Raw genomic sequence first — 14,944 nt, forward strand, 5'->3', positions numbered from 1 at the left:
CCTCTCACTCTGGCGGCCGATCCTCTCGCCCCCGCGCCGATCCCCTCACCCCGGCCGCCGATCCTCTCGCTCCGCCAGCGGATCCTCTCACTCTCGCGCCAAGAGCTCTCTCTTCTTCTCCTCTGCCTCCTCACCCGCTCTCTCTCACCCATCCGCTCCACGCGTCGAGCCCGCACGGGTGCCGCTTCGCCCCTGACGTGCGTCTCCGTCGCGCGCGTTCCGCGCCGCATTCCCTGCGCCGAGGCGAGCCTTGCGCTGCGGCGCCCCCTGCGCTTTGATGCCCGCCCTTCCCCATCCGAGGTGGAACGAACCATGGCGACCCTGGGCGACCTTCGCGAGCGCATCGACAGCATCGACGACCGGATCCTCGAGCTCCTCGCCGAGCGGGCCGAGGTGGCCGTCGAGGTCGCGCACGCGAAGCGCGCCGCGAACGCCACGCAGTTTCACGACCCGGAGCGGGAGCGGCGCGTGCTCACCCGCCTGCAGGCGAAGGGCGCGGGGCGCTTCCCGGGCGACGCCATCCGGGTCGTCTTCCGGGAGGTGATGAGCGCCTGCCTGTCGCTGGAGGAGCCCATGAAGGTGGCCTTTCCGGGGACGGAGGGCGCCTTCGCGGAGGTCGCGGCGCGGCACCTGTTCGGGCTGGCCGCGCGCTACCGGGAGACGGGCACCATCGAGGGCGTCTTCGACGCCGTGCGCGCGGGCGAGGCGGCCTGCGGCGTCGTCCCCGTCGAGAGCTCGACCGACGGCTCGGTGACCCTGACGGCGGACGCCCTGATCGAGAGCGACCTCCAGATCCGGCAGGAGCTCGTGCTCGACGTCGCCTATTGCCTGTTCAGCAAGGCGGAGGGGCTGAGCGGCGTCGCGCGGGTCCACGCGCACCCGCACGCGCTCTCGCAGTGCCGCCTCTGGCTCGCGAAGCACCTCCCCGGCGCGCAGATCGTCCAGACCGTCTCCGCGGCCGCGGCGGCGCACGAGGCCCTCGGCGACCCCGCCGCGGCGGCGATCGGCAGCCGCGGGGCGGGCGAGCTCTACGGGCTGCCCCTCCTGCGGGAGCGCATCCACGACCGCGCCGAGAACGCGACCCGCTTCATCGTCATCGCCCCGGCCGACGCGCCCGCCACGGGCGGGGACAAGACCTCGATCGTCTTCTCGGTGCAGGAGGAGCCCGGCGCGCTCCGCCGGGTCCTCGCCATCTTCGACGACGCGGGCATCAACCTGACCCGGATCGAGTCGAGGCCCAGCCGGCAGAAGCACTGGGACTACGTCTTTCTTGTCGATCTGGAGGGCCACCGGAGCGAGCCGCGCGTCGCCGACGCGATCGAGCGGCTCCGCGCGCGCTGCGAGATGGTGAAAGTCCTCGGCAGCTACCCGCGGTCGACCGGCGCGCGCTGAGGCGCGGGCGCGAGCATCCGCCGGGCCACGACGGGGGATGGTGCCCCGCGGGGAAGGGTGATAAATTTCCGCGCCCGTGCCGGCTGCGTCGCTCGCGCTCGCCCTCCGCGCTGCCCGAACGGCCGCGAGCGCGGTCGCCGGCACCCTGCTGGCCGCCGTCGCCCTGCCCGCCGCAGCGGGCGAGCCTCGCGCCGCAGGTGAACCGGTGCTCGTCCTCGCCGCCTTCCCGGGCGCCGGCGGCATCGACAAACGCGCCATCGACCTCGTCGTCGCCCATATCCGCCCCGTCGGCGTCCGCCTTCAGATCGTCCGCCCCGGCACGCCGAGGCCCGTGCTGCAGACGCTCCTCCCCGAAGCCAACGCGCTCGCCGACGCGTGGGGCGCGCGGGGAGTGCTCTGGATCGACGCCGGGGCGAGCGACGAGCTCGCCTTGTACGTGGTCGAGCGCGACGGCGAGCAGATCTACGGCCGCCGCATCCCGGTCTTGCCCGGGCAGACCGCCACCGCCCTCGAGTCGCTCGCCAACATCGCCGGCGCGGTCGCCGAGGAGCTCCGCGAGGGCCACGTCGCCGGCCTGGCCGAGGTGAAGGTCGCCCCGGTCGGGCCGGCTCCAGCGGCTCCGCCCGAGCCCGTCGGTGCCCTCGAGCTCGCCACATCCCCCGCGGCGCACGCGGACGCCACGCACGCGGACGCCGCGCCGGACCTGCAGCCGCCCGCAGGCCCGCCGTCGCCATCCACGGGCGCCCGCCGCGATGCGAGCCCGCTGCCGACGTTCGCCGTCCTCGCCGGCTACACCGGCGCGAACTTCAGCAGCGCCGCGCCCTGGCAGAGCGCCGCCGCGCTCCGCGCCTCCTGGGCGCCGGTGGACTACGCCGTCCTCGGCCTGGGGTACGAGCTGATCCCCACGACCTCGCTCGGCGACGAGCAGTCCACGTTCGAGCTCTCGCGCCACCCGGTGATCACGACCGGCCAGGTCCGCCTCAGGCTCCCCCTTGGCCTCGACCTGCAGCTCGGCGCGCGCGCCACCGTCGATATCGTCGAGCGCGTTCCCGAGGAAGGCACGACCCAGCAGGCGCTCTCGGAGCCGCCCCCGTTCCCGCCACCTCCCGGTCATGGCCTACCACCACCGCCGCCCCCGTGGCGGTGGCCGCGGATGTTTCCGCAGCAGCTCCCCCCGCCGGAGGCCCGCACCGACGTGCTCGTGAGCGTCGCGCCGGTCGCGGAGCTCGGGGTCCCGCTCACCGGGTGGCTCCGCCTCAAGACGACGCTGGGTGTGGACGTGCTCCTGACGGAGCCTGACGCCACCGTACACCCGGGCCTCGCGCTTTCGGCCAATCCGGTGCGGATCTTCGCCGGCGTCGGGCTGGAGCTCGGTCTCTCCCTGTCGGCCTCGCCAGCCCCCGCGGGCATGGTCAGGAAATGACCACCCGCGCCGCATGACCCGTCACGAAAGGAAAATTGACCCGCTTCGGGCCGTGCATCGCACCAGGTCGAAGCGATGGACGCTGAGCACGCGCGAGCTCTCTCCAGGAGCCTCGGCCCACTGCCCGAGCTGCTCCTGGCCAGCGCCATGACGCGCCCCGTCCCCGCCCCGCCGCCTGCCCCGTCACCCGCCGTGTCCTCGCCGTCTGACCTCGAACGGATGCGCCACGCCGGCGCGGGTGACCCGGAGGCCCAGGCCTGGCTCATGACCCACGTGATCTCACGGGTCCGCCGGATCGCGCGGACGTTCCTCCGCAGCGCGGCCGACGCCGACGACGCCGCGCAGCTCGCCCTGCTCGCGATCCTCGAGAGCGCGTCGAGCTACCGCGGCGACGCCGCCGTCGACGCCTGGGCCAGGCGCGTCGCCGTCCGGACGATCCTCCGGTACGCAAGGCAGCAGCGCAGGGAAGGCGCGCCCGTGGCCCCGGAGAGCGCGATCGACGAGGAGATCGCCCAGGCGCCGCACCAACCCCCGTTCGAGGCCCTGCCGCGCGAGGCGCGCGCGTACCTCGACGAGCTGCCGGAGGCGCAGCGCCATGTGATCCTCCTGCACCACGCGCTCGATTACTCCATCGAGGAGATCGCCGGAATGACCGAGGTCAGCGCCGATACGGTGAAGAGCCGGCTGCGCCTCGGGATCGGCGCGCTCCGCAAGCAGGTGCGACAGGACCTCGCCGTCGGCCGGAAGAGAGCATCATGACAGGGACGCAGAAGTCCGAGATCGATCTGGACCTCCTGCCCGCGATCCTCGCCGCGGAGGCGCGCGGCGAGCCGATCCGCCCCGAGGACGCGGAGCTCCTCCGCCGCGCCGAGCAGGACGACCCCGAGCTCCTCGGCGAGGCGCCGCTCTGGGCCGCCATCGGCAGGCTCGGCGACGCGCGCGGCGACGGCCGCGAGCTCAGCGACGCCGCCATGCTGCAGCAGGTGCTCGCGCGCGCCCGCCTCGAGCCCGGGGGCGCCCGCTTCGAGCCCCGAGCCGCTCGCCTCGACCCGAGGGGCGCCCGCCTCGAGGCCGCGCCCGAGAGCGCGGCGCGGCTGCGCGCGGCGCCTCGGCCGATGCTGCGGCGCGGGATCGCCGGGTCGCTCGCGGGCGTCGCCGTCGCGGCGACGCTCCTGGCCGCGCTCGCGGCGGAGCTGTTCGACGGGCCTGCGCAGGCGCCCCCGCCGGCGCCGAGCGGGAGCGAGACGCTCGATCCGGGCGGCGCGCGGCGCACGGTCCTGAGCCTCCCCACGCTTTCGGTGCCGGAAGCGCCTCCGCCAGGCGCCGGCGCGCCCACCGCCGAGCCCTCACCAGGCGCCGGTGCCCCCTCGCCAGGCGCCGGCGCGCTCGCACCGGGCGCCGGCCCGCCCACCGTCGAGCCGCCGCCCGGCGCGAACGCGCCCGCCGCCGAGCCCTCGCCCGGCGCCGGCGCGCCCACCGGCGGGCTCGCGACCGCCAGCACCGCCAGCGCCGTCGGGGCGCGGGATCGCGCGCAGCAGCCGCCCAGGCCGCGCGCGGAGGAGCCCGCGGCGGGCCCGCAAGCGCTGCTCCTGCGCGCGCAGACCCAGCTCGGGCAGGGGAAGAGCGCCGAGGCGAACGCCTCCTACCGCGCGCTGCTCGCGCAGTACCCGGCGAGCCCCGAGGCGCGGGCGGCCCTGGTGTCGCTCGGTCAGATCGCGCTCCACCAGGGCAAGGCGGCGGAGGCGCTCGGCTATTTCGATCGCTACCTCGCCGGCGCCGGCGGCCCCCTCGCCGCGGAGGCCCGGGTCGGCCGGGTGCAGAGCCTGCGCCGGCTCGGCCGGGCGGCCGACGAGCGCGCGGCCATCGCCGATTTCCTCGCGCGTCACGGCGAGAGCGTCCACGCGCCGCGGCTGCGCGCGCGCCTGTCCGAGCTCGGCGGCGGCTGAGCGCAGGGGCCTGACGCCGGATCGCCGGCGTCCGCGCGGTGGGGCTTCTTCAAAAAAGATTGACCCCTGATCCCGCCGCGTCGCCACCTGGCCATCGAGATGTCGCAAAACCTTTGCCGAATTGAAAAATTCTCCTCACGAGGCGGATGGCGCGCCGGTCTCCTTGGCGGGGCCGTGGCCCTCGTGTCGCTCGCCTGCTCGAGCTCCGGGGGTGGTCCCAACGACGCGTCGGGCTCGGGGGGCTCGGCCGGCGGCTCCGGCGGCTCCGGCGGCTCCACCGGGTCGGGCGAACCGACCGGCGACCCCACGAAGCTCGTCGGCGCCTTCCAGGTGCGCTCGCTGCCTTCTGCCGAGCCGGGCGCGGCGGGCAGCACGGCGGTGATCGGGAAGATCTACGACGGCCCGACGCCCTCGCAGCTCGTCTGGGAGGTGCAGACCGAGGAGGGGGGCTGTCAGCTCCTGACGCCGCGCGTCCCGTTCTGCAACGAGCCCTGCGGGGGCAGCGCCGTCTGCGTGGAGGACGACACGTGCCAACCCTACCCCGCCGCGCACAGCGCCGGCAACGTGACGGTGACCGGCTTGAACCTCGAGTCGGGCGCGGCGTCCCTCGTCATGAGCCCCACGGCGAACAACTACCAGCCTCCCGCCGGCGTGAAGCTCCTCTACCCTCCCGTCGACGAGGGCGGTGTGCTCCGCTTCGAGGCGAGCGGCGATTTCTTCAGCGCCTTCACGGTGGAAGCCAAGGGCGTGAGCCCCCTGGAGCTCCTGAACGAGACGATAGCGCTCGAGCCCGATCAGCCCCTGCAGCTCGAGTGGACCCCGCCGGGGCAGGCCGACATCTCCAAGGTCTACGTGAAGCTCGACATCAGCCATCACGGGGGCACGAAGGGGATGATCGAGTGCAACGTCGAGGACACCGGCTCGCTCGATGTCCCGGCATCCCTCGTCAAGCAGCTCCTCGACCTCGGCGTCGCGGGCTTCCCGACGATCGTCGTCACGCGCAGGTCCGTGGGCTCCGCGACGATCCCGGCCGGCCGGGTCGATCTGGTCGTCTCGTCCCAGATCGAGCAGGCGGTGGTGATCGCCGGGCTCATGTCGTGCAACGACGACTCGCAGTGCCCCGAGGGCCAGACCTGCCAGAGCGATCTCACCTGCAAGTGAGCCTCGCCGATCCGCGGCGCGGCTGACCGTCTAGCTTAACAAGGAAAAGGACACAGAGACCATGACACGCACTTATCTCCCCTTGCTGCTGCCCCTTACCCTCGCGCTGCTCTCCCCTGTGGTCGGCGTCGGCTGCTCCGGCTCGGACTCGGATGTGGGCGCCTCGGGCGACAGCTCGACCACCACCTCGTCCAGCTCCGGCGGCAACACCACCTCGTCCAGCTCCGGTGGCAACACCACCTCGTCCAGCTCCGGCGGCAACACCACCTCGTCCAGCTCCGGCGGCAACACCACCTCGTCCAGCTCCGGCGGCAACACCACCTCGTCCACGTCCGGCGGCGACGCCACCTCGTCCACCTCCGGCGGCGGGACGACCGAGAAATTCAGCTTCTTCGTGACCAGCCTCGTCGCCCTGCAGGAGCTGTCGGGCTCCCAGGACGGCTTCGGCGGCGATCTCCGCTTCGGAGAGACGGGCGCCGGCGCCGGGCTCCGCGGCGCGGACAAGATCTGCGCGACCATCGCCGAGAAGAGCATGCCCGGCGCGGGGGCCAAGCAGTGGCGCGCCTTCCTGAGCGCCGTCGCAGGGGAGGACGGCAAGCAGGTCAACGCGATCGATCGGATCGGCCAGGGTCCCTGGTACGACCGGCTAGGCCGGCTGCTCGCCAACAACAAGGAAGAGCTGCTCAACGACCGCCCCTCCGCGGCCGACCCTGCGATCATCGACGATTTCCCGAACGAGGACGGCGTCCCCAACCACCAGCCCGATCCGAGCCAGCCCGAGGTCGACAACCACGACATGCTGACGGGGACGAACGACAAGGGACAGCTCTACAGCGCGACCGCGACCTGCAAGGACTGGACGGCCAAGTCGGGCGACTCGAGCGAGGGGCGGCCGCGCGTCGGCCACTCGTGGCCCAGGAACTTCGGAGGTGGCGGCTTCCCGACCGGCGGCGGCAGCAGCGGCGCCGGCTTCCCCGGCGGCAGCACCGGCGCCGGCCCCGGCGGCAACATCAACATGGCCAACTGGATGTCGTCGCTCGACGAGTCAGGGTGCGCGCCGGGCATCAACCTCCTGGAGCAGGGGGGACCGCTGCCCGGCGCGGTCACCGTCGGGTCCGGCGGCGGTTACGGCGGGTTCTACTGCTTCGCCCTGACACCTTGACACCTTGACGCGGGATTGACGCGGGATGACCGGCGCGCGCCGCTGCGCGGTCAGCTTACTTGTCTCAGGAGGAATCATGTACAAAGGCACTCGCATCACGTCGATCGTCACGCTCGCCTTGCTCGCCGCGGCGCTCCCGGGCGCGTGCGGCGGCGGCGGCACGGACGACCCCGGCGTGACCGGAGAGGTCTGCGAACGCAAGAACGCCGATGAATCGACGGAGTTCCTGAAGCGCGTCGGGTGCGCCGCGGACTTCGAGGCGCTCGCGTCGGCGCCCATCGACGCCACCTTGCCCGGCGCGCGGTCGGTCAAGGTCGTGCTGGATCAAGCCGATCAGAACGCGCTGTATTTCCAGAACAGCGTTCTCTACCTGATCCACTACGACTTCGTGTCAACGCACCTCTCCGGCGACGCGCTGCCCCTCGTCCCGCCCCTCGCCGAGTTCAACGCGACCGAGTACTTCACGCCGGATCGCCGCTTCGTCCTCGGCGCGGTGACGCACTACGAGGGCCCCGACGTGTGGGCCGTCGAGCTCTCCCCCTACGACACCGCGTCCGCGGACATGATCGCCACCCTGTTCAGGGCGGTCAAGGCGGCCTCCTTCTTCGGGGCGAAGCTCGCCTTCCACCCGACGTCGGAGGCCGTCGCGGCCGAGGCGAAGAAGCTCCCCTCCGACATCCCCGTGGTCAGCACCGGCGATCTCTACGCCGGCATCGACTACCAGCCGCTCTCGCTGGGCACGGCGGTGGGCCGGCTCCACTTCGCGAAGGCGGCGGATCTCGACTCGGAGTACCTGTCCCACCAGGACATCGTCGTCCTCGACGAGGCGCCCAACGACATCTCGGTCGTCCAGGGGATCATCACCGAGGAGTTCCAGACGCCGCTCTCGCACGTCAACGTGCTCTCCCAGAACCGGCGCACCCCCAACATGGGGCTGCGCAACGCCATGACCCACCCCGACCTGCTCGCGCTGAAGGACAAGCTCGTCGAGCTCACCGCGGGGCCGTCGTCCTGGAGCGTCCGCGAGGTCACCGAGGCGGAGGCCGAGGCGTTCTGGGAGGAGCACAAACCCACGCCCGTCACGCTCCCCGAGCTGGATCTGACGGTCACCGATCTGCGCGACATCGAGGACGTGACCCCCGATCCCCCGGAGGGCGAGCCGCTCCGGGACGCGATCAAGCAGGCCGTGCTCGCCTTCGGCGGCAAGGCGGCCCACTACTCCATCCTGGCCAGGCTCCCCGAGGTCCCCATCCTGAAGGCCTTCGCGATCCCGGTGTACTACTATGACCAGTTCATGAGGGATAACGGGTTCTACGAGCAGATCGACGCGCTGCTCGCCGACCCGAAGTTCACGACCGACGCCGCGGCCCGCGACGAGCAGCTGAAGGCGCTCCGCGACGCCATGAAGAGCGCGCCCATCGACGCCGAGTTCCAGGAGATCCTCAAGGCGAAGATCGAGGCGGATTACCCCGGGCACCCGATGCGCTTCCGCACCAGCACGAACAGCGAGGATCTCGACGGGTTCCCGTGCGCCGGCTGCTACGACTCGAACACGGGCGATCCGACGGACTGGGAGGATGTCCTCGACGCCATCCGCAAGACCTACGCGAGCGCCTGGAAGCTCCGCACCTTCGACGAGCGCACCTATTACGGCATCGACCACCGGACCATCGGGATGGCCTTGCTCGTGCACCACAATTTCCCGGCCGAGGAGGCGAACGGCGTGGCCGTGACCAACAACCCGTTCGACACGGCAGGGGTCCAGCCCGCCTTCTACGTCAACGTGCAGAGCGGCGGTGACGTGGAGGTGGTCGCCCCGCCCGCGGGCGTGACGAACGACGCGTTCCTCTACTTCTTCAACCAGCCGAACCAGCCGGTCACCTACCTGACGCACTCGAGCCTCATGCCGGAGGGCCAGACGGTCCTCTCGACGGCGCAGGTCCATCAGCTCGGCGTGGCGCTCGACGCCATCCACGAGCGGTTCTCCCCCGCGTACGGGCCGGCGAGCGGCAACGACGGGTGGTATGCGATGGACGTGGAGTTCAAGTACGACGACGACGCGAACCCCGGCGAGCCGCCGACGCTCTACATCAAGCAAGCGCGCCCCTACCCCGGCCGCGGCGCCGCCTCCGGGGCGCCGTGACGCGGACGCACGTGGATGGAGATGAGCGCGTGGATGTAGACGAGCGCGTGGATGTAGACGAGCGCGCGCCGCGCCCGCCGATCGCCCCAGGAAAGAGCGGCTCGCCGTGATAGACTGGCTCGGATGGGTCACCCAGGGGAGCGCCATGGACTTCCGCAAGGCGGTCGTGGCGCTCCTGCTGGCGTTCGGGCTCGGCCAGGCGGTCGCGCTCGTCTACATGGCCACATTTCGCGGGCTCTCCTACTCCCGCTCATCCGTGCACAGCATGGCGATGGGCAGCGTCATCACCTGCATGCTGATGCTCGCCGTCGGCAGCAGCATCGCGGCCGGCATCGGCGTCGCCGTGGGCCTGAGCGCGGTCCGGTTCCGCACGACCATGCGCGATCCGCGCGACGTCATGTTCGTCTTCGCGGCGCTCGGCGTCGGCATCGCCTGCGGGCTCCAGGCGGTCGGCGCGGCCCTCGGCGGGACCGCGATCTTCGCCGCCGGAACCTTGCTCCTCCATTTCACCGGCTGGGGCTCGCGACGACAGCCGGATGGCCTGCTCCGCTTCACCGCGCCCCCCGTGCCCGAGGTGGAGGACGCGCTCGCGAGGGTGCTCCGCGCGCACTGCCGGACCTTCTCGCTGGTGACCCTCCGGGAGGCTGCGCAGGGGACCGTGATGGAGCATGCTTACCAGATCACCGTCCTCGCGCCCGATCTGCGCTCGGCGCTCGTCGCGAAGCTCCAGGCCATCCCGGGCGTGCAGGACGTCTCTCTCATGCTTCAGGAGCCGACGCTGGATCTCTAGCGGCCGAGGTCCATCGCGGAGGATGCCTGTCGGTCACGCCCTCGTGGGCCCTCTCGCTTCGTTGACACAGCCGCCGTCGTCATCACCGCGCAAGGATCATCGATGTACAGCTACCAGCGACTCCGCGCGGCGCTCCAGGACGCCGCCCCCGCGATCACCTTCGTGCTCACGCTCGGCGCCGCCCTGTGGCTCCACCTGGGCAGCGGCCCGCGCGGGCGGGTCTTCGGCTACGCGGAGGCGCTGCCCGAGGTGCTCTCGCCGGTCGAGACGGCCCGCGTGGCCTCCATCGAGGTGGCCGTCGGCGAGGAGGTCGAGGCCGGGCAGATCATCGCGACGCTGGACAGCTCGGTGATCGACGCCGAGATCGCCGTCGCCAAGGCGGAGAAGGCCCAGGTCGAGGCCGATCTGAACATGGAGCTCGCCGTCCTCGAGCAGGAGCTCGACACGAACCGCGAGACGGTCGAGCGCCACCTCGCCGTCCACCGCGAGGAGCAGCGCCGGGCGGTCGCCGAGGCCAAGGTGCTGGACAGCGAGATATCGCGGGTGAAGGCGCTCGTCGAGAACCGGCAGGCGGTGCTCGACGACCTGACGAAGCTCGACCTGCAGCAGGCGACGGTCGCGGCGATCGCCAGCGAGAAGCCGCGGACGCTGAGCATGCTCACGGAGCAGCTCAAGGCGACCGAGCGGCGGCGGAACGGCCTCCGGGATCGGACGTCGGGGCTGGCGGCGAAGCTCGACGCGGACGTGCGCGTCGCGAGCGAGAACATCGCGATGCTCGAGCAGCGGCGCGCGAGCTACGTGCTGCGCGCCGCGAACGCGGGGCGCGTCACCTCCATCGAGAGGCAGCCCGGCGACGTGGTCCCGGCCGGGATGCCCGTCGTGCAGCTCCTGAGCGGGCGCACGGGCGCGCGCGCTGTCGCCTGCGTCCCCGAGCGCTTCGCCCTCGGCGTCAACGACGGGGACGCCGCCGAGCTCTACATCCGGGGCCAGCTCGGCGGCGCGATCCCGGGCACGGTCGTCGCCGTGGGGCCGCTCGTCTCCCAGCTCCCCCCGCGCTGCTGGCCGACGCCGGAGATGCCGGCGTGGGGCCGCGTCGTCACCATCTCGCTGGACGCGCCGATGGCGCTCGTCCCCGGCCAGGCCTTCGACATCACGTTCGACGCGCGCCGCGGCGCGGCCCCCGCCCAGCCGCCGCCGAAGCCCACCACCACCGCGCCGAAGGCGGGCGCCGCCCCGAAGGCCGGCGCTGTCGCGTCCCAGTCCCCCATGAAGCTGCCCCCGACCCTGGCGAGCCGGACGCGCTTCGAGCCGTCCGGCGTCCTCGCGCGCCCCGGCGAGTCCCGGTACCTCCTCGTCAGCGACGACACGGGCCACGAGCAGAACAACGAGGGCGCGCCGTGGCTCTTCGCGATGTCCGCGGGCGGCGCCGTCGACGCGGATCCGGTGCCGGTGAGCGGCGTCGACGAGCTGAACGACGTCGAGGGGATCGCGGCCGGGGACGCGGGCGAGATCTACCTCCTGTCGTCCCAGAGCTACAGCAAGAAGGGGAAGCGCAAGTCGGAGCGGACCGCGCTCCTCCGCCTCCGCCAGGACGGCCAGGGCTTCCGCGTCGACGGCGAGATCCACCTGGCCGAGGTCCTCGACGCGGACCCCTCGCGCGCCGCGGCGCTCGGCCTCCCCGAGGGGACGCGGGCGCTCGACATCGAGGGCCTCGCCTTCCGGCAGGGCGCCCTGTACCTCGGGCTGAAGGCGCCGCTCGACGCGCAGGGCAACGCGATGATCTGGCGGGTCGGCTCCCCGAGCGCGCTGTTCGGCGGCGAGGCCGCCGCGGCGGTCGAGGCCGCGAGCGCGAAGAAGAAGCATCGGACCGCGGCCGAGGCGACCCGCTTCGACGCGGCCCGGGTCTCGCTGTGGGCGCGCGCGCGCGTCGACGTGGAGGTCGCCGGGAAGCCCACGCCGGGCGGCATCTCGGAGCTCGTGTTCATGCCCGACGGCGCGCTCGCCATGACGTCCACGCCCTCGACGGCGGACGGCGACGCCGGCGCGCTGTGGCGGGTGGATCGCCCCGAGGGCGGCGTCCTCTCGCCGCGCCTCGTCCAGCGGTTCCCGGGGCTCAAGCCCGAGGGGATCTCGCCGTCGCTCACGCCGGGCACGCTGACGATCGTGTTCGACGCCGCCGTGCCCTCGTTCCAGGAGATCTCGTGGGGCCAGTGAGCCAGCGCCGCCGCCGCGCGGCGATCCCCGTCATGTTGCTCTGCGCGGCCCTCTCGGGCTGCTCTTCCCCGCCGAGGCCGGCGGCGTCCGACCGCGCGATCGCCCTCTATCGCGAGGGCCGCGCGTCCGCCGGCGCGCCGGCGCTCCGCCGCGCGGGCCCGGGCGAGCGGCCGGGCGCGTCCAGCGCGGGGCCGGTCGCGATGACCGTGGAGGACGCCGTCGCCTGGGCGAGGGACCACAGCGCCGAGCTCGCCGCGCAGAGCGCCCGCGCCGAGGCGGCCGCGGCGCAGGTCGACGCGGAGGACCACCTCGAGAACCCGGAGCTCCGCATCACGAACATCGAGCTCCAGCGCATCCGCGAGCGCGAGCCGCGCGTGAGCACCGCGCTCCGCTTCCCGGTGACCCGCCCTGGCGAGGTCGACGCGAACGTCGCGGAGGCGCGCGTGGACGAGGCCAAGGCGCTCGCCGAGGCGCGCGAGATCGAGATCGCCCTCGAGGCCGACATCCGGTCGCTGTTCGACGAGGTGCTGCTCTTCGACGCCGAGATCGAGGCCGCCGACGCGGTGGCCGAGGCGCGCCGGTCGCTCGCCACCTGGATGAAGGGGCAGCTCGCGGCCGCGCGGACGACGGCGGTCGACGAGGCGATGACGGAGCTCACCGCCGTCGACGCGGAGCAGGACGGCGTGGATCTGCGCGCGCAGCGGAGCGCGGCGCTCGCCGCGCTCCTGTCGCGCATGGGGCTCGATCCGGCGGTGCCCGTGCGCCTCCTCGGCGCGCCGAAGAGCGCGTGGCCTCCCCCGGAGCTGCCCACGGAGGCGGAGGCCGTCGAGCTCGCGCTCAAGCGCCGCCCCGAGATCGAGCTCGCGGCCGCGCAGGGCGACGCGGCGGACGCGACGCTCCAGGCCGAGCGCGCCGCGCGGTGGCCCTGGCTCTCCTTCGTCGAGGTCGGCTACGACTTCCGGCGAGAGAACGATCTCGGCCTCGGGTGGACGTTCGGGCTCGGCATCGAGCTGCCGGTGTTCGACACGCACCGCGCGGCCACCGTCGCGGCGGACACCGCGCGCAAGGCGGAGCAGCGCTCGCTCGGCGCCGCGGTCGAGCTCGTGACGCGCGAGGTGCGGACGAGCCTGAGCGAGGCGCAGGCCACCCGCGCCCTCGTGACCGAGCTCCGGCGCCGGATGAACCCCGCCGCCGAGCGCGCGGGCGCCGAGGCGCAGCGGGCGATCGAGGGCCGCAACGTCGACGTGGGGCGGGCGCTCGAGGTCGACGAGCGCCGCGTGCGCCTGGAGCTCCGGCTGCTGCGCTTCGTGCGCCGCTACTGGACCGCTGTCGGCGAGCTCCGCCACGCCGTCGGCGGCCGGCTCCCCGCCGAGGTGGGCCACCACGGCCGGAACACGGAGCCCGGGAGCGATGCGGCGCGGTAGAGGGGGAAGAGCGGGAACGATGAGATCCCTTCATGCATCCGCGGTCCTCGCGCTCGTCGCGGCGAGCCAGGGTGGCTGTGTGCCCCTCGACCCGGGCAGCGGCGTGGTCTTCGATCGGACGGCGCTGCACGAGATCGCGATCACCATCGACGACGCCCACCTGGGGCAGCTCCGCACGGACCTCGACAACCGCGTCCCGTGCACCCTCGTCTACGACGGCGACGTCGTCAGCGGCGCTGGCATCCGGCAGAAGGGCAACTCGGCCGTGGATCTGTCCGAGAAGCCGAGCTTCAGCGTCAAGCTCGACGAGTTCGATGAAGAGGCGAACCTGCACGGGCTCAAGAAGCTCCTGCTGAACAACTCCAAGCAGGACCCGACGTTCCTTCGCCAGCAGATCGGCGAGGACCTGCACGACCGCGCCGGCGTGCCCGCGGCGCGCACCGCGCACGCGGTGGTGAGCGTCAACGGCGTGGACGCGGGGATCTACGTCGTCACCGAGGCCATCGACAAGCGGTTCCTGCGGCTGCACTTCGGCGAGGTGAACGACGAGGGCGCGCTCTACGAGGGCCCGTGCTGCGGCGACTTCGCCGAGGACATCGACGCCGTGGAGCTCGACGGCGGCGATGACGGCGGCGGGGCAGAGCTCCGGTCTCTCGCCGCCGCCATCCAGGAGGCGCCGGACGAGCAGCTCGCGGCGGAGGTGAGCGAGCGCCTCGACCTGGATCGGTTCCTCACGAGCTACGCCCTCGAGGCGCTGCTCGGCCACTGGGACGGCTACGCCTACCGGGCGAACAACTATTACCTCTACGAGAACCCGGTCGACGGGCGCTTCGTGTTCATCGCCCACGGGATGGACCGCATCCTGGACGACCCGCATTTCGACACCGAGACGGAGCCGGTCGCCGTGCTCCCGCGCCGGATCCGGGAGATCCCGGCGCTCGACGAGCGGTATCGCGCCGAGCTCGCCCGTGTCGTGAACGCGGCGTGGGACGAGGGCGCCGTGCTCGCGGCCATCGATCGGGCGGAGGAGGTGCTCGGCAAGGCCGACGCCGGCGACGCGACTCGAGGCGACCTGAGCCAGTTCAAGGCGCACGTGGGCGCCCTGCGCAGCGATCTGAAGCTGCGCCGCGCGCTCGTCGATCCCGCGATCGTCTGCGGCGACGGCGACGTCGCGGGGCTCGAGACGTGCGATGACGGCAACACGGCGGCTGGCGACGGGTGCAGCGCGAGGTGCCGCGTCGAGCCTTGATGGGGGCCGGGCTCGGCCCTCAGCGCTGCAACCGCGCTGA

The 14,944-nt window shown here is 73.0% G+C and carries 11 protein-coding genes; all 11 read left to right on the forward strand.

Translation table 11 applies throughout. The annotated features are described in order from the left end of the window. The first annotated feature begins 312 nt into the window (after nucleotides 1-312). The 11 genes from pheA to WMF45_RS43235 all read left to right on the forward strand — a co-directional run bounded on the left by pheA (nucleotide 313) and on the right by WMF45_RS43235 (nucleotide 14,904). Nucleotides 313-1,392, forward strand: coding sequence for a prephenate dehydratase (gene pheA / locus WMF45_RS43185; RefSeq protein WP_437712377.1), 1,080 nt, complete (start codon nucleotides 313-315; stop codon nucleotides 1,390-1,392). Nucleotides 1,393-1,468: 76 nt separating this feature from the next. After that, nucleotides 1,469-2,815: a hypothetical protein gene (locus WMF45_RS43190; protein ID WP_437712379.1), complete on the forward strand. Its 1,347-nt coding sequence runs from the start codon at nucleotides 1,469-1,471 to the stop codon at nucleotides 2,813-2,815. Between the two features lie 75 nt (nucleotides 2,816-2,890). After that, entirely contained in the window at nucleotides 2,891-3,574 is a 684-nt protein-coding gene (locus tag WMF45_RS43195; protein ID WP_437712381.1) for an RNA polymerase sigma factor, read from the forward strand. Beyond that, nucleotides 3,571-4,761 carry a tetratricopeptide repeat protein gene (locus WMF45_RS43200; RefSeq protein WP_437712383.1) on the forward strand — a complete coding sequence of 397 codons (1,191 nt, stop codon included), beginning with the start codon at nucleotides 3,571-3,573 and terminating at the stop codon, nucleotides 4,759-4,761. The genes WMF45_RS43195 and WMF45_RS43200 overlap by 4 nt, the downstream gene beginning before the upstream one ends. 174 nt (nucleotides 4,762-4,935) lie before the next feature. Then, nucleotides 4,936-5,922: a hypothetical protein gene (locus WMF45_RS43205; protein ID WP_437712385.1), complete on the forward strand. Its 987-nt coding sequence runs from the start codon at nucleotides 4,936-4,938 to the stop codon at nucleotides 5,920-5,922. A 61-nt stretch (nucleotides 5,923-5,983) separates the two neighbouring features. Further along, on the forward strand, nucleotides 5,984-7,084 hold the full coding sequence (locus WMF45_RS43210; protein ID WP_437712387.1) for a hypothetical protein: 1,101 nt from the start codon (nucleotides 5,984-5,986) through the stop codon (nucleotides 7,082-7,084). 76 nt (nucleotides 7,085-7,160) lie between these two features. Continuing rightward, entirely contained in the window at nucleotides 7,161-9,227 is a 2,067-nt protein-coding gene (locus WMF45_RS43215; RefSeq protein ID WP_437712389.1) for a PEP/pyruvate-binding domain-containing protein, read from the forward strand. Nucleotides 9,228-9,333: 106 nt separating this feature from the next. Then, a complete protein-coding gene (locus WMF45_RS43220; RefSeq protein WP_437712391.1) occupies nucleotides 9,334-10,017 on the forward strand; it encodes a DUF4956 domain-containing protein in 684 nt (227 codons plus the stop codon). A 102-nt stretch (nucleotides 10,018-10,119) separates the two neighbouring features. Beyond that, a complete protein-coding gene (locus tag WMF45_RS43225; protein WP_437712393.1) occupies nucleotides 10,120-12,231 on the forward strand; it encodes an HlyD family efflux transporter periplasmic adaptor subunit in 2,112 nt (703 codons plus the stop codon). Next, nucleotides 12,219-13,655 (forward strand): TolC family protein, encoded by a 1,437-nt coding sequence (locus WMF45_RS43230; protein ID WP_437712395.1) that lies wholly within the window; start codon nucleotides 12,219-12,221, stop codon nucleotides 13,653-13,655. The genes WMF45_RS43225 and WMF45_RS43230 overlap by 13 nt, the downstream gene beginning before the upstream one ends. 19 nt (nucleotides 13,656-13,674) lie before the next feature. Further along, complete coding sequence (locus tag WMF45_RS43235; RefSeq protein ID WP_437712397.1) at nucleotides 13,675-14,904, forward strand: CotH kinase family protein; 1,230 nt, start codon at nucleotides 13,675-13,677, stop codon at nucleotides 14,902-14,904. Nucleotides 14,905-14,944: the final 40 nt, after the last annotated feature.

It is taken from the genome of Sorangium sp. So ce448 (genome assembly GCF_051520915.1).
Taxonomy (GTDB): domain Bacteria; phylum Myxococcota_A; class Polyangia; order Polyangiales; family Polyangiaceae; genus Sorangium; species Sorangium cellulosum_B.